This window comes from Kribbella sp. NPDC048928 (assembly GCF_043197975.1).
Lineage (GTDB): Bacteria > Actinomycetota > Actinomycetes > Propionibacteriales > Kribbellaceae > Kribbella.
Genome location: NZ_JBICUC010000006.1, coordinates 257,311 through 272,268 on the forward strand (window position 1 = coordinate 257,311; position 14,958 = coordinate 272,268).

The 14,958-nt window shown below is 69.0% G+C and carries 13 protein-coding genes; 8 read left to right on the forward strand and 5 right to left on the reverse strand.

Going from position 1 to position 14,958, the window contains the following annotated elements; translation table 11 throughout:
* The first annotated feature begins 1 nt into the window (after position 1).
* The 3 genes from ACGFI6_RS26410 (at position 2) to ACGFI6_RS26420 (ending at position 4,744) form a co-directional block, all read left to right on the forward strand.
* Positions 2-1,492: a tripartite tricarboxylate transporter permease gene (locus tag ACGFI6_RS26410; RefSeq protein WP_393122962.1), complete on the forward strand. Its 1,491-nt coding sequence runs from the start codon at positions 2-4 to the stop codon at positions 1,490-1,492.
* Positions 1,489-2,736 (forward strand): glucarate dehydratase family protein, encoded by a 1,248-nt coding sequence (locus ACGFI6_RS26415; protein ID WP_393122964.1) that lies wholly within the window; start codon positions 1,489-1,491, stop codon positions 2,734-2,736. Before ACGFI6_RS26410 ends, ACGFI6_RS26415 begins: the two co-directional genes overlap by 4 nt.
* Positions 2,737-2,878: 142 nt before the next feature.
* Positions 2,879-4,744 (forward strand): DUF222 domain-containing protein, encoded by a 1,866-nt coding sequence (locus ACGFI6_RS26420; RefSeq protein WP_393122966.1) that lies wholly within the window; start codon positions 2,879-2,881, stop codon positions 4,742-4,744.
* On the opposite strand, the gene ACGFI6_RS26425 is transcribed toward ACGFI6_RS26420, so the two are convergent.
* Together ACGFI6_RS26425 and ACGFI6_RS26430 are read right to left on the reverse strand one after the other, a co-directional pair.
* Entirely contained in the window at positions 4,733-5,434 is a 702-nt protein-coding gene (locus tag ACGFI6_RS26425; protein ID WP_393122968.1) for a FadR/GntR family transcriptional regulator, read from the reverse strand. The two genes, ACGFI6_RS26420 and ACGFI6_RS26425, sit on opposite strands and share 12 nt — an antisense overlap.
* Positions 5,431-6,546, reverse strand: coding sequence for a mandelate racemase/muconate lactonizing enzyme family protein (locus tag ACGFI6_RS26430; RefSeq protein WP_393122970.1), 1,116 nt, complete (start codon positions 6,544-6,546; stop codon positions 5,431-5,433). The genes ACGFI6_RS26425 and ACGFI6_RS26430 overlap by 4 nt, the downstream gene beginning before the upstream one ends.
* A gap of 106 nt (positions 6,547-6,652) precedes the next feature.
* On the opposite strand from ACGFI6_RS26430, the gene glsA reads away from it, so the two are divergent.
* Positions 6,653-7,984 carry a glutaminase A gene (gene glsA, locus ACGFI6_RS26435; protein ID WP_393122972.1) on the forward strand — a complete coding sequence of 444 codons (1,332 nt, stop codon included), beginning with the start codon at positions 6,653-6,655 and terminating at the stop codon, positions 7,982-7,984.
* Positions 7,985-7,999: 15 nt separating this feature from the next.
* Here glsA and glmS read toward each other — a convergent pair whose 3' ends face one another.
* The 3 genes from glmS to nucS all read right to left on the reverse strand — a co-directional run bounded on the left by glmS (position 8,000) and on the right by nucS (position 10,882).
* Positions 8,000-9,820 carry a glutamine--fructose-6-phosphate transaminase (isomerizing) gene (gene glmS, locus ACGFI6_RS26440; protein ID WP_393122974.1) on the reverse strand — a complete coding sequence of 607 codons (1,821 nt, stop codon included), beginning with the start codon at positions 9,818-9,820 and terminating at the stop codon, positions 8,000-8,002.
* Between the two features lie 39 nt (positions 9,821-9,859).
* Positions 9,860-10,141 (reverse strand): hypothetical protein, encoded by a 282-nt coding sequence (locus ACGFI6_RS26445; protein WP_393123685.1) that lies wholly within the window; start codon positions 10,139-10,141, stop codon positions 9,860-9,862.
* A gap of 81 nt (positions 10,142-10,222) precedes the next feature.
* Positions 10,223-10,882: an endonuclease NucS gene (gene nucS / locus ACGFI6_RS26450; RefSeq protein ID WP_393122976.1), complete on the reverse strand. Its 660-nt coding sequence runs from the start codon at positions 10,880-10,882 to the stop codon at positions 10,223-10,225.
* 72 nt (positions 10,883-10,954) lie between these two features.
* On the opposite strand from nucS, the gene ACGFI6_RS26455 reads away from it, so the two are divergent.
* The 4 genes from ACGFI6_RS26455 (at position 10,955) to ACGFI6_RS26470 (ending at position 14,958) form a co-directional block, all read left to right on the forward strand.
* Positions 10,955-11,680 carry a hypothetical protein gene (locus ACGFI6_RS26455; protein WP_393122978.1) on the forward strand — a complete coding sequence of 242 codons (726 nt, stop codon included), beginning with the start codon at positions 10,955-10,957 and terminating at the stop codon, positions 11,678-11,680.
* A gap of 123 nt (positions 11,681-11,803) precedes the next feature.
* Positions 11,804-12,652: a class I SAM-dependent methyltransferase gene (locus ACGFI6_RS26460; protein WP_393122980.1), complete on the forward strand. Its 849-nt coding sequence runs from the start codon at positions 11,804-11,806 to the stop codon at positions 12,650-12,652.
* Positions 12,649-13,104 carry an NUDIX domain-containing protein gene (locus ACGFI6_RS26465; protein ID WP_393122982.1) on the forward strand — a complete coding sequence of 152 codons (456 nt, stop codon included), beginning with the start codon at positions 12,649-12,651 and terminating at the stop codon, positions 13,102-13,104. The genes ACGFI6_RS26460 and ACGFI6_RS26465 overlap by 4 nt, the downstream gene beginning before the upstream one ends.
* A 75-nt stretch (positions 13,105-13,179) precedes the next feature.
* On the forward strand, positions 13,180-14,958 hold the full coding sequence (locus ACGFI6_RS26470; protein WP_393122984.1) for a 3-hydroxyacyl-CoA dehydrogenase family protein: 1,779 nt from the start codon (positions 13,180-13,182) through the stop codon (positions 14,956-14,958).

The following is a 14,958-nucleotide window of genomic DNA, read 5'->3' on the forward strand; positions in this document are numbered from 1 at the left end:
GATGGACTTCTTCAACCCGGTGATCGACGGCTTCGGCGTCGTACTGCAGCCGGCGAATCTGCTCTACTGCCTGGCCGGGGTCGTGATCGGCATGCTGATCGGCGTGCTGCCAGGGCTCGGCCCGGCCGCGACGATCGCGATCCTGCTGCCGATCACGTACGGGGTGGAACCGGTGTCGGCGATCATCATGCTGGCCGGCATCTTCTACGGCGCGCAGTACGGTGGCACGATCACGTCGGTGCTGTTGCGGCTGCCGGGCGAGGCGTCGTCGGTCGTGACGGTGTTCGACGGGTTCGCACTCGCCAAACAAGGACGTGCCGGTACGGCGCTCGGCGTCGCGGCGATCGGGTCGTTCATCGGCGGTACGGTCTCGATCATCGGGCTGACGCTGCTCGCTCCGCTGGTGGCCGGCGTCGCGCTCGACTTCGGGCCGCCGGAGTACGCCGCGCTGTCGTTGTTCGGCGTTCTGCTGGTGGCGACGGTCGGGAACGGCGGGCGGCTGAAGGCCGTCATCGCCGCCGGGCTGGGGTTGCTGCTGGCAACGGTCGGGCGGGACACCTTCACCGGGGCGAGCCGGTTCACCTTCGACAGCCTGAACCTTGCCGACGGCATCGACTTCGTACCGATCGCGATGGGCCTGTTCGGCCTCGGCGAGATCCTCTACAACCTGGAGGAACGGCATCACAAGGTGCAGGCACCGGCCGTGGTGGCCAACGCCTGGCCGTCCCGCGCGGACCTGCGGCAGTCCCGTGGCGCGATCGGTCGCGGCTCGGTGATCGGGTTCGTGCTCGGCGTCCTGCCGGGTGGTGGCGCGACCCTGTCGTCGTTGGTCGCGTACGCGGTGGAGAAGCGCCGCGCGAAGGAGCCGGAGCGGTTCGGCCGCGGTGCGGTCGAGGGCGTCGCGGCACCGGAGACCGCGAACAACGCGGCGGCCACCTCGTCGTTCATCCCGTTGCTGACATTGGGGATCCCCGCGAACGCGACGATGGCGTTGATGTTCGGCGCGCTGCTGATCCAGGGGATCCCGCCCGGTCCGCAACTGGTGTCCGAGCATCCGGATCTGTTCTGGGGGGTGGTCAACTCGATGTACCTCGGCAACGTCCTGCTGCTGATCATGAGCATCCCGTTGGTCGGGCTGTTCGTGAAGATCCTCAAGGTACGGCCGGCGGTGCTCGCGCCGATCACGGTGCTGATCACGCTGCTCGGCGTGTACACGGTGGCGAATCAGGTGTTCGACATCTTCCTGGTGATCGTGTTCGGCGTTCTCGGGTACCTGATGAAGAAGTTCGGGTTCGAGCCCGGGCCGCTGGTGCTGGCGTTCGTGCTGGGCAGCGTGATGGAGACCGCGGTCCGGCAGTCGCTGCTGATCTTCGGTGGCAACCCGACCGGGTTCTTCACCCGCCCGATCTCCGGCACGGTCCTCGGGGCGCTGATCGTCGTCCTCGCACTGCCAGGCATACGACGGCTGACTCGTCGGAAGGAAACCGTATGACGCGCGTCTCCCGGATCGAACTCACCCCGGTCGCCTTCGCGGACCCGCCGCTGCTGAACGTCGCCGGCGTCCACGAGCCGTACGCGCTGCGCACCATCATCCAGGTGTGGACGGACGACGGCCTGGTGGGCCTGGGCGAGACCTATGCGGCGAACGATCAGCTGGAGCGGTTGCGGGCGGTCGCCGACGTACTGCCCGGGCTGGATGCTTTCGACCTCAACGGGTTGCGCCGGCGGGTGAGTGGCGTCCTGACGTCGGGTGCTGCGCAGGTCGGTGGCATGCTGAGTTTGCAGGACCCGGTTGATGTGGTGCTGTCGCCGTACGAGGTCGCCCTGCTCGACATCCAGGGCAAGGCCGTTGGGCGCCCTGTAGTGGAGCTGCTCGGCGGTGCGGTGCGTGACGAGGTGCCGTTCAGTGCCTATCTGTTCTACAAGTGGGCTGCGCATCCGGGTGGCGAGCCGGACGCGTGGGGCGAGGCGCTCGATCCGGAGGGGATCGTGCGGCAGGCGCGGACGATGATCGACGACTACGGCTTCACGGCGATCAAGTTGAAGGGCGGCGTGTTCGCGCCGGCTCAGGAAGCCGAGGCCGTCCGGGCGCTGGCGGAGGCCTTTCCTGAGCACAAGCTGCGGATCGATCCGAACTGCGCCTGGACCGTGGACACGTCGGTACGCGTGGCGCGGGAGCTGACCGGCGTGCTGGAGTACCTGGAGGATCCGACGCCGGGGATCGACGCGATGGCGGCCGTCGCGGCGCAGACCGAGATCCCGCTGGCGACAAACATGTGCGTGATCGCGTTCGCGCACCTCAAGCCGGCCGTGCTCGCCGACGCCGTACAGGTGGTGCTGTCTGACCACCACTACTGGGGCGGTCTGCGGCATTCGCAGCTGCTGGCGGGGATCTGCGACACGTTCGGCCTGGGCCTGTCGATGCATTCCAACTCACACCTCGGCATCAGCCTCGCCGCCATGACCCACCTGGCCGCTGCCACCCCGAACCTCACCTACGCCTGCGACACGCACTACCCCTGGAAGACCGAGGACGTCATCAAGCCCGGTGTCCTGTCGTTCAGTCACGGCAGCGTCCGGGTGCCTCGTGGCCCGGGTCTCGGCGTCGAGTTGGACGCCGAGGCGTTGGGTACGTTGCACGAGCAATACCTGTCGAGTGGTATCCGCAGGCGCGACGACAGCACGTACATGCGAACTGTCATCCCCGACTTCACGCCCAACACGGGCCGTTGGTAGTGCCAACGTTCTCCATGGCGGACGGCGGCCGTGTATACACGCTTTCCCTGGTTGATCGCAGGTGATGTTTCCCCTTGTGGATAACGGGTTTCGGCCTCCGGTCAATTTGCAAGAGGATCGCGGACTGCGTAGACTCGAATGCATGTTCGAGAATGATGTGAGTGTGCTGTCGACGGCGGACCTGTTGGAGTCCGCGGCCGAGTACCGTGCGCTCGCGACCCGGTGTGAGGCGCGGGTGCTCGAGCATGCCCAGGTTTATGCCGACCGGTTCCATCCCGATGCCTGTCCGGTGCGGCCGGGCGTGCGGCCGGGCCGGCGGTCGTGTGATGGCCGGGAGCGGGCGGTGGTGCTGGGTGGTGAGGGCTGTCCGGAGATTGCCGAGTTCGCGATCGCGGAGTTCGGTGTCTTGCTGGGTGTCTCGTCGGGTGTGGCGGCCCGGTTGCTCGGTGAGGCGTTGGCGTTGCGGCACCGGTTCCCGTTGACGTGGGCGCGGGTCCTGGCGGGTGAGGCGACGCCGTGGAAGGCGCAGCAGATCGTGGCTGCCTGTGTGGCGTTGTCGCAGGAGGCTGCGGCGCGGGTGGATCGGCGGGTCGCGGGTTTGGTGGATTCGATCACGCCGTATCGGCTGGAGAGAATCGTGAAGGCCGCCAAGGCGCATGCGGATCCTGACCAGGCGCGTGCCGAGGCCGCTGAGAAGGCTCGTGAGCGTGGCGTGTTCGTGGGTGCGTCGGATGAGCACGGTACGAAGTCGGTGTTCGTCAAGGCGTCGTCGGGTGCCGTGATCCGCTTCGACGCGAGGATCGATGCGATCGCGGATGCCCTGAAGGTCTTCGGGGACGCGCGCAGGTTGCAGCAGCGTCGCGCGGAGGCCGTCGGCATCATCGCCGATTCCCGCTACACCGAAGAACTCCTCGCCCAGGCCCGCGAGTTCCAGCACGCCCCAAAGCCACCCCCGAACCCCAAGCCCGCCACCGGCACCGGCACTGAGCCGGCCACGGCGCCCGCCACTGAGCCCGCCCGAGGCCCAGCCACCGAGCCCGTCGCTGAGCCGGTCACCGCGCCAGCTCCCGCATCTGCGGGTGATCCGACGACGGAGTCTGCTACCGGGTCTGGGGCTGAGTCCGTGACGGAGCCTGCTAGCGCGTCTGCGGCTGACCCCGCTACCGCGACGGCCTGGGACGACCTGGTCCGTGGTGATGTGCCCGGGGCGTTCGACGTTCGCTACCCCGAATCGCTGGATCTCACCGACCCCTTCGGTCCCTTTGACCGCGAGCCACGAACCGGCGCCGACGCACGCTCAGGCTCAAACGCGGCCGGCAAGGGCGACCCCGACGGCAAGGGCGACGGCGGCGGTGACGGCGAGCGGTTGGACGCGGCGGCCCGGCGGGTCTTGGATGCGCGGCTCGCGCAGATCAAGCGTGATGCCTACGCCGGCTCCCGCTCCGGTTCCGGCTCTGGGTCTGGGTCTGGGTCTGGTAGTGGGGGACAGGTGCGTCCGGGGCAGACCGAGATCTACGTGCACCTGACCGACCACACCCTGGCCACCGGCACCGGCGTGCTGCGCGTGGAGGGCCTCGGCCCGCTGCTCGCCTCCCAGCTCGGCGAGCTGATCGGACATGGGCCCTACACCGTCAAGCCTGTCATCGACCTCAACGACGCGGTCAGCGTCAACGCCTACGAGATCCCCACCAGGATCCGGGAACGCGTCAAACTCCTCCACCCCGTGGAGCTGTTCCCGTACGGCACCCGCGAAACCAGTCGCACCATCGACCTCGACCATATCGAGCCGTACGACCCGCTGGGACCGCCAAATCAAACGAGCACCACGAACCTCGCACCGCTGAGCCGCTTCGGCCACCGGGTCAAGACCCACGCCCGCGGCTGGAACGTGCGCCACCTCGACCACAAAACCCTCGAGTGGACCACCCCTCACGGCTTCGTCTTCGAAGTCGGACCAGCCGGCACCCACCGCGTGCCCGGCCACGGCGGTCCGCAGTCATTGACGTAGCCCGCTGCTGTGGGGAAGCGAATCGCTGAGCCGGTGCCGCGTACTCGACAGGTGGACGCGCATGGCAGCGCGGGCTGCCTCGGGCTCGGCGCGGGCGATCGCGGCTTGGATGTTCTCGTGCTCGTGGATGACGCGCAGCAAATGGTCCGGATTGGACATCTCGTACGCCGGGTCCAGTTGCGTTCGCGGCAGCATGATCATCATCGGACCGAGTTCGCTGATCAGGTCGCTGTAGAAACGGTTGCCCGAAGCAACGGCAACTTTCAGGTGGAACGCGAAGTCGGCCTCCACCGAACGTGCCGGGTCGTCGCCGACCCGCCGGAAGTCGGCGAGCGCGCGCTCGATGCCCTTCAGCTGATGAGCGGTACGCCGACCCGCTGCCAGTCCGGCCGCCTCGCTCTCGACACCGATCCGGAAGTCCATCAGGTCGAGTACGTCACGGTGCGAGCGGACCGCGCGCAGACCCGGCGTACGCTCCGGCACCTCGAGCACGTACGAACCACGCCCCTGGAATGTCTCCACCAACCCGGCCGCCTGCAGCCGGGAGACCGCCTCGCGGACGACCGTTCGGCTGACCCCGAACTCCTCGACCAGGCCGTTCTCACCCGGCAGCTTCTCGCCCGGCGCGATCCGGCCGCTCAGGATCCGCTGCTTCAGGTCCTCGACGATCTCAGCGGCCAGGCCGGTCACGAGAACTCGCAGCTGTCGACCGTCCAACGATCGCACTGCTCGGTCGTCGTGAACCCCAGGCCAGGACGATCGGGGACCAGCATCCGCCCGTCGACGGTCTCCAAACGCTCGTTGAACAAGGGATTCAGCCACTCGAAGTGCTCGACCCACGGCTCCCGCGGGTAGGCCGCCGCCAGATGCAGATGGATCTCCATCGCGAAGTGCGGTGCCAGTTGGAGACCGTTGTGGTCGGCCAGCGTCGCGAGCTTCAGGAACGGGGTGATGCCGCCGATCCGCGGCGCGTCCGGCTGGATGATGTCGGCCGCCCGCGCCTCGATCAGCCGGACGTGCTCGCCGACGCTCGACAGCATCTCGCCGGTCGCGATCGGCGTGTCCAGCGCGGCCGCGAGCTCCGCATGCCCGAGCGCGTCGTACGCGTCCAGCGGCTCCTCGATCCACACCAGGCCGAACTGCTCCAGCACCCGCCCGATCCGCAGCGCGGTCGGCCGATCCCACTGCTGGTTCGCGTCCACCATCAGTGGGACGTCGTCGCCAAGGTGCTCGCGGACGGCGCGGACGCGCTCGAGGTCGATCCGGGTGTCGGGCTGGCCGACCTTGATCTTGATCCCGCCGATCCCGTCCGCGAGCGACTTCGACGCACGCTCCTTGACCTCCTCGATCGGCGCGTGCAGGAAGCCGCCGGACGTGTTGTACGCGCGGACCGAGTCGCGATGTGCGCCGAGCAGTTTGGCGAGCGGGAGGTCCGCGCGCTTCGCCTTCAGGTCCCAAAGGGCGATGTCGATCGCCGCGATCGCCTGCGTCGCGACGCCGGACCGGCCGACCGAGGCGCCGGCCCAGAGCAGCTTGTCGTACACCTTGCCGATGTCGGACGGATCCTCGCCGATCAGGTTGGCCGCGATCTCTTTCGCGTGCGCGTACTGCGCCGGGCCGCCGGCGCGCTTGGAGTAGCTGAACCCGATCCCGTGCCGATCCTGCTCGGTCGCGATCCGCGCGAACAGGAACACCACCTTGGTCATCGGCCGCTGCCGCCCGGTCAGCACCTTGGCATCACTGATCGGCTGCTCCAGTGGGAGGACGACGGACGAGAGCTGCACATGGCGGATGCGGTCCATAGCCAGTGATCGTACAAGTGCCGTACTTGTCCGACAAGGCCAGGTTTGACCCGGCCGTAACAGCAGATGACCGCCGCGGAAACACCCGCCGTACAGGCTCGCGCCCATGCCCGAATTCGACGAATTGTTCCGTGCGCTGGACACCGACCGCGCCAACGTGGTCTGGAAGTGGAAGCTCCTCGAGGAGTTGAAGCAAGCGGGCCTGCGGGCCGACGATCCGCGCGTGGAACGGGCGCTGGCCGTCGACGTCGGTACGCCGTTCGAGGCGGGGCAGCCGGAGTGGCTGGATCGGGAGCAGTTCGCCGGGGTAATGCAGGAGCCGGTGGTGGGCCGGGCGCTGCAAGGGCAGCTTGCGATGCCGGCGGACGAGTTCAGCGCCTTCACCAGTGGGGTTGCGCGGATCTACGACGAGTTGCAAGACGAGCGGTCCGGTGCGGTCGCGCAGTACATCCCGACGTTGCGGAACGCGGACCCGGAGCGGTTCGGGATCGCTGTGTGTACAGGAGACGGGCAGGTGTTCCAGGTGGGGGACGCCGAGGCCGGGTTCAGCGTGCAGTCGACCTCGAAGCCGTTCAGCTACGCGATGGCGCTGGAGCAGTTCGGCGCCGGCGAGGTGCATCGCTGGGTCGGGCAGGAGCAGAGCGGCGGTACGTTCAACGACCCACGGCTGTCGCTCGACGCGGCCGGCCGGCCGCAGAACCCGATGATCAACGCCGGTGCGATCGCAACCCTCGCGCTCGTCGAGCCGGACCAGGACGTCTCCGAACGATTCGCGAAGGTCGAGCAGACCTGGACGCGGATGATGGGCGCCGCCCCCGGCTTCGACCACCGGACGTTCCTCGCCGAGCGCGACACCGGCCACGGCAACCGGGGACTCGCGAACCTGATGGCCGCCCAGGAGATGCTGAACGTCGACCCGAAGGATCGCGACGCCCCGCAGAAGGCGGCCGAGTTCTACTTCGCGGTGTGCTCGCTGGAGGTGGACGCGAAACGACTGGCCGCGGCCGGCGCGACGCTGGCCAACGGCGGCGCGTCGCCGTACACCGGTGAGCAGGTGTTCTCGCCGCAGACGACCGCGCGGGCGCTGGCCGTGATGGGCCACAGCGGGATGTACAACGACTCGGGCCAGTTCGCCGCCCAGGTCGGGCTGCCGGCCAAGTCGGGTGTCTCGGGCAACGTGCTGATGGTCGTCCCGGACAGGCGCCTGGCGGTCGTCACGTTCTCGCCGCGACTGGATGCTGCCGGCAACTCCGTCCGCGGCGTCGAGGTCTGCAAGCGCCTGTCCGCCGAGTTCAACCTGCACCCGTACGCCGAGCTCGGGCCGGCGCGGCACGCGTTCGCGGGGGTCACGCGGGCGGGTGCCGGATCGCCAGGCCATCACAATGTCGCGGCCCCCGCCACGTCGAGCGTGACGAGGGCCGGCGGACTGCAGTTGTGATGGCCTGGCGGTCCGCTACTCGACGGTGACCGACTTCGCCAGGTTCCGCGGCTTGTCGACATCGTGGCCGAGGGCAACGGCCGCGTAGTACGCGATGATCTGCAGCGGGATGGTCAGCAGGATCGGGTCCAGCTCCGCCTCGTTCTTCGGGACCACGATCTTCGCGGCGACGCCGTCCGGGATCGCTACCCCCGGGTGCGTGACGACGTACAGCGGGCCGGAGCGGGCGCCGATCTCGTGCAGCGCGCCGATGTTGCGGTCCACCAGCTCGTCGTCGGGAACGATCGCGACGCTCGGCACGTCCGGCGAGATCAGTGCCAGCGGGCCGTGCTTCAGCTCCGAGGTCTGGTACGCCTCGGCGTGCCGGTACGAGATCTCCTTGAGCTTCTGCGCACCCTCGCGCGCGACCGGGTAACCGCGGGTACGGCCAACGAAGAAGAGCGACTCGTGCTGCGCGAGCCGGCCGGCGATCTTGGCCAGCTCCTCTTCCTGCGCGACGATCGCGGCGATGTCCTCGGGCAGCTTCTTCAGCCCGTCGATCAGCCGCCGGCCGTCGGCGGGGGAGACGTCCCGGATCCGGCCGAGGTGGATGCCGAGCATCGCGAACCCGACCGCCATGTTCGTCAGCGCCTTCGTCGACGCCACCGAGACCTCCGGGCCGGCGTGCAGGTAGACGCCGCCGTCGACCTCGCGGGCGATGCTCGAACCGACCGCGTTCACGAGGCCGATCACGCGACCGCCCTTGCGCTTCAGCTCCTGCACCGCGACCAGCGTGTCGAGGGTTTCACCCGACTGCGACACCGCGACGTACAGGGTGTCCCGCTCGACGACCGGGTTCCGGTAGCGGAACTCCGAGGCCGGCTCGGCGTCGGCGGGGATCCGCGCGACCTCCTCGATGAACTGCGCGCCCATCTGACCGGCGTAGTACGCCGAGCCGCAGCCGAGGATCTTGACCCGCTTGATCTCCCGCGCCTCGCGGGCATCCATGTTCAGGCCGCCGAGGTGCACGGTGTGGAAGCGCTCGTCCAGACGGCCGCGGATCACCCGTCCGACGGCGTCCGGCTGCTCGTGGATCTCCTTCATCATGAAGTGCTCGTGCAGGCCGCGCTCGAACTCCTCGGCCTCCCACTCCACGGTCTTCGCGGTCTTGTTCGTCGGCGAGGCGTCCTGGGTGAAGGTCCGGTAGCCGTCGGCCCGTACGGTCGCCAGCTCGCCGTCGTCCAGGTACACGACCTGGCGGGTGTAGCGGATCAGCGCGGCCGCGTCGGACGCGACGTGCATCTCGCCGTCGCCGATGCCGAGGATCAGCGGGCTGCCGTTGCGGGCGACCACGATCCGGTCCGGGAAGTCCAGGTCGACCACGGCGATGCCGTACGTGCCCTCGATCCGGCGCAGCGCGGCGAGCACCTTCTCCTCGAGCGTGTCGCCCTCGGCCTGCTCGATCAGGTGCGCGAGCACCTCGGTGTCGGTCTCCGAACGGAGCTTGACGCCGGCGTCCTCGAGCTGCGCGCGGATCACCCCGGCGTTGTCGAAGATGCCGTTGTGCACGACCGCGATCCGCTCGTTGCCGCTGGCGTGCGGGTGCGCGTTGTCCTTGCTCGGGCCGCCGTGCGTGGCCCACCGGGTGTGGCCGATGCCGAGCTTGCCGCCGAACCGCTTGGGCAGCGACGCCTCCAGCTCACGGACCCGGCCGGCGTCCTTGTGCACCTTCAGCTCGCTGGATCCGAGCACGGCGACCCCCGCCGAGTCGTACCCGCGGTACTCGAGGCGGGCCAGGCCGTCCACCAGGATGGGCGCGGCCGGCTTGGTGCCGACGTACCCGACGATTCCGCACATGTAGTGGTGCCCCTTCGTAGGTTCGGTTGAGCGGGCCCGTCAGCCGTAGACGATCCGTCGCAGCTGCCGGGCCGAGAGATCGGGTGAGCGAACCGGCCAGTGCCGGAGCTCGGTGCCGAGCCGCGCGAAGATCTCGTCGTTGCGGGCGCCGTAGGTCTGCAACTCACGGTGCCGGCGCCGGACGTACTCCTCGGTCGTCTCGGTGAAATAGGCCAGGACGTCGGCGACCACCCGTCGCGCGACATCGGTCGGCAGTCCGGTCGTCCGGCTGACCTGATCGGCCAGCTCGTCCACCGGCTCGACTGCGGCCGCCTCACTGATCACCCGTCAACCATGCAGTCTTTCCCGGTCCACAGCAAAGCATCTGCCCGAAATCGGGCAGATTTCCTGATTTGTCAGGAGCTAGAACAGGCGGAGGACGTCGGATTCCATGCCGCGGAGGAGGTCGTAGTCGACCGTCAGGCATTCGAGGCCTCGGTCGGTGGCCAGGAACTGGGCCTGGGGCTTGATCAGCTGGGCGGCGAAGATGCCGCGGACCGGGGCGAGCAGCGGGTCGCGGTTCAGCAGCTCGAGGTACCGGGTGAGCTGCTCGACGCCGTCGATTTCGCCGCGGCGCTTGATCTCGACCGCGACGTGCTTGCCGTCGGCGTCGCGGAGCAGCAGGTCGACCGGGCCGATCGCCGTCGGGTACTCGCGGCGGACCAGCGTCCAGCCCTCACCGAACGTCTGGACGTGCTCGGCGAGCAGCTCCTGCAGGTGCGCCTCGACGCCGTCCTTGATCAGGCCGGGGTCCGTCCCGAGCTCGTACGAGGTGTCGCTGTGCACCTCCTCGAGGGTGATCCGGAGCTCCTCACCAGCCTTGTTGGTGACGCTCCAGACGTTCTCCTCCTCGGAGAGCTTGCACGGCGGCGACATCCAGTTCAGCGGTTTGTACGACCCGCCGTCGGCGTGGATCAGCACCGATCCGTCCGCCTTCACCATCAGCAACCGCGGGGCCATCGGCAAATGAGCCGTCAGCCGCCCCGAATAATCCACAGAACACGTTGCAATCACCAAGCGCACGACAAAGCACCCTACCGGGCCCCCGCATTGCTTCGGCAGGCGACGAACAATTCGGCGCCTACGGTCGTGGGCATGCCGGAACAGTTCGTCACCGGGCGCGCGGCGTACGACGCCTTGCACGACCCGAACCTCATCCCGCCACCCGCCGCCGGCGGTCCGCCTGGAAGCCTGGCGTGGCTGCGAAGTGCGGTCCCGCGGTTCGCAGCCGGAGCCGTCCACGCGGCGCGGCGCGGGCTCGTTCTGGATGCACTGGAGGAGGTGGATACGAAGGTGCTCCGACGGCGCGCCCGGGAGCGGACGTCGGAGCTTGCCCGGTGCGCTGACGTCGATCGGGTGGTGGTCGTCGGCGTGCTTGCCGAAGCGCTCGGCGTACGGGATCTGGAGGTCGCGCCTGTACGAACCGTCGCGGCGGTCTACCTGTCCGGAGCAGACGACCCGGCTGCGGATGTGGCGGTCGCACAACTGGTTACGGCGTTCGGGGGTGTCGCGGATGAACGTACGGCGGCGCGCATCAGCGTGCTCGTGCAGGCCTGCGAAGCCACTGCTGCGTTGATCGGCAAGGCCCGCCCGGCCTTGCGTACGTCAGTGGAGGTCGATGCGCTGCTCAGGTCGATCGTGCACTCCGATCCACCGGTCCGCTCGACGATCCGCCAGACCGTCACCGCGCCGGACGTTCTGCGGATCGACCTGGCTGGTAGCGAGTTGCCGTTCGGGGCTGGGACGCATGCGTGCCCTGGCCGGGAGCAGGCGTTTGCGCTCGCGGCCGGTGTCTGCGAGGCACTGCTCGCGGACTGCTGATGGTGGCAAGCTGTCAACATGATGCCGAAGGTGAGTGACGAGGCCGTTGCCGGACACGACGTGATGGTGGCAGGACCGGAGTAGGTCGCCATGAATCTCATGTGTCCTGCGCGGATTTTGCTGTTGCCTGGTGATGTCCAGGAGGCGGTGGTTGGTGAGCGGGTTGCGGTGGTGTACGCCGGGCCGTTCGAGGCGGCGGCGGGTTCGCGGCTGGCCGAGCGTCTTGGCGTCCGGCTGACCGTCGTACCGGAGCTCACCCAGCACCCGGACGCCGAGCTGCAGTCGATCGCGGACCTGCACCGCGGCGAGACCGTCGTCGTGCTCGGGCTGGACCTCGGCCTCAAGCTGCCCGCCGTAGTCGAGCACACGGGCGACGGCTGGACGCGGATCGCGTCCGACAACGAGACCACGCTGGCCGCGTACGAGCACGCACCGGACAAGTTCCGCGACACGATCCCGAAGGATCCCAACAACGACCTGATCGACCTCCTGGCCGGCCGCGTCACGCCCGGCGGCCGCGTGCTCGAGCTGGGCAGCGGCACTGGCCGGGACGCGATCGAGCTGGAGCGCCGCGGGTACGTCGTACGCCGTACCGACGCGGCCCAGGCCTTCGTCGAGATGATGCGCGCCGACGGGTACGCCGCCGACGGGCTGAACGCGCTCACCGACGAGTACGGCGGCCCGTACGACGCGGTCTACTCGAGCGCCGTGTTCCTGCACTTCGATCGGGCCCAGCTGGCGGGCGTACTGCGGAAGGCTGCACGGACCGCCCCGCTGCTCGCGTTCGCGACCCGGGAGGGCAAGGGCGAAGAGTGGTCGAGCCGGCACCTGGACCTGCCCCGACACTTCGTGCTCTGGCAGGAGGCGCCGCTGCGGGAGTTGCTGAACGCGTCCGGGTGGACGGTCGAGCAGCTCGAACGGACGGAGTCCAAGATCGGCACCTGGTTCCAGGTCCTGGCGGTGCGGACGTGATCCGGGCGGGCGTCGTACTGCTCACGCCGGACGGGGTCGCCGCGATCGAGCGGGTCCGTGAGGGGCGGACGTACCACGTCCTCCCAGGTGGACAGGTGGAGGACGGGGAGAGCCCGGCCGAGGCGGCGCGGCGGGAGGTGTACGAGGAGCTCGGGCTGCTCGTGAAGATCCGGAACGCGGTCGCTGTTGTGCACTTCGGCGACAGCACCCAGCACTACTTCACCGCTGAGGTGATCGGAGGCGAGTTCGGGACCGGCGACGGTCCGGAGTTCGCCAGTACGGCCGACTCCGAGCGCGGGAGCTACCGAGCGGTGTGGCTGCCGCTGCCCGAGCTGTGCGCGCACGACCTGCGCCCGCGGCCGATCGCGGTGGCGCTGGAGGGCGCACCGGACCCGTGGTGGCTGCTTGACGGCTGGACCGTCACGCCAGTGGTCATCGACGAGCCTGTGTGAGCCGTATGTGAGGTTGACCTCCCCGGTGACGCAACTCATGGGCGGACCAGTACCTGGACTGGCATAGTGCACAGCATGGCTCGGGAATTGACGACGGTCGGTGTGGTGGGTCTCGGCACGATGGGCGCCGGGATCGCCGAGGTGTTCGCGCGCAACGGCCTGACGGTGGTCGGTGTCGAGCGTGACGAGGAGGCCGCCAGCCGCGGCCGCGGTCACATCCAGCACTCCACCGACCGGGCCGTGAAGCGCGGCAAGCTGTCGGTCGAGGACCAGCAGGCGCTGTTCGACCGGGTCACGTTCGCCACCTCGATGGAGGCGCTCGCGGACTGCGACCTGGTGATCGAGGCGGTCGTCGAGCGGCTCGAGCTGAAGCGCGAGATCTTCTCCGCGCTGGACAAGATCGTCCGCGAGGACGCGATCCTCGCCACCAACACCTCGTCGTTGTCGGTCACCGAGATCTCGGTCGCCACCCAGCGCCCGCGGCGCGTGGTCGGCATGCACTTCTTCAACCCGGCGCCGGTGCAGGAATTCGTCGAGGTGATCAAGACCGTCGTCACCGAGCCCGACGTGGTGGACGACGTCCAGGCGTTGGCCCGCCGGCTCGACAAGGTCCCCGTGGTCGCGGCGGACCGGGCCGGCTTCATCGCGAACGCACTCCTGTTCGGGTACCTGAACCACGCGGTGTCGATGGTCGAGTCGCGGTACGCCACCCGCGAGGACGTCGACGCGGCGATGCGGCTCGGCTGCGGATACCCGATGGGACCGCTGGCGCTGCTCGACCTGATCGGCCTCGACACGGCGTACGAGATCCTCGACACCATGTACAAGCAGGGCCGGAACCGGCTGCACGCGCCGGCCCCGATCCTCAAGCAGATGGTCACCGCCGGGCTGCTCGGCCGGAAGACCGGCCGCGGCTTCTACACCTACGAGTCGGCGGACTCGCCGGTCGTGGTCGACGACGAGAACACCCCCGCGGCCACCGGCGACGGCTCGGCGAACCGCCCGGTCCGGCAGGTCGGCGTGGTCGGCTCCGGCACGATGGCGGTCGGCATCGTCGAGGTGCTCGCCAAGGCCGGGTACGACGTGCTGTACGTCGCCCGCGGAACCGAGAAGGTCGACAAGGTCCGCGCGGTGCTGGAACGCTCGCTGGAGAAGGGCGTCCAGCGCGGCAAGCTCTCGTCGGACGAGCGGGACGCGGCGCTGCGCCGGGTGACCGGTACGGCGAAGCTCGACGACCTGGCACCGGTCGACCTGGTGATCGAGGCCGTGGTCGAGGAGCTCAGCGTCAAGCAGGCGCTGTTCGAGACGTTCGACGAGATCTGCAAGCCGGGCGCGATCCTGGCCACCACGACCTCGTCGCTGCCGGTGATCGACCTGGCGATGGCGACCAAGCGGCCGGCCGACGTGGTCGGGCTGCACTTCTTCAACCCGGCGCCGGTGATGCAACTGGTCGAGGTCGTCAGTACGGTCAGCACCGCGCCGGAGGTGGCCGACACGGTCGCCGCCGTGGCCGTTGCCGCTGGCAAGCACCCGGTCCGCTGCGGCGACCGCGCCGGCTTCATCGTGAACGCGCTGCTGTTCCCGTACCTGAACGACGCGGTCCGGATGCTCGAGGCCCACTACGCCGGCGTCGACGACATCGACGCCGCGATGAAACTCGGCTGCCGCCTCCCGATGGGCCCCTTCGCGCTCCTCGACGTCGTCGGCCTGGACGTCTCGCTGGCGATCCAGCGCACCCTCTACCTGGAGTTCCGCGAACCGGGCTTCGCTCCCGCCCCGCTCCTGGAGCACCTGGTCACCGCCGGCTACCTCGGCCGCAAGACCGGCCGCGGCTTCCGCGACTACTCCAACTGA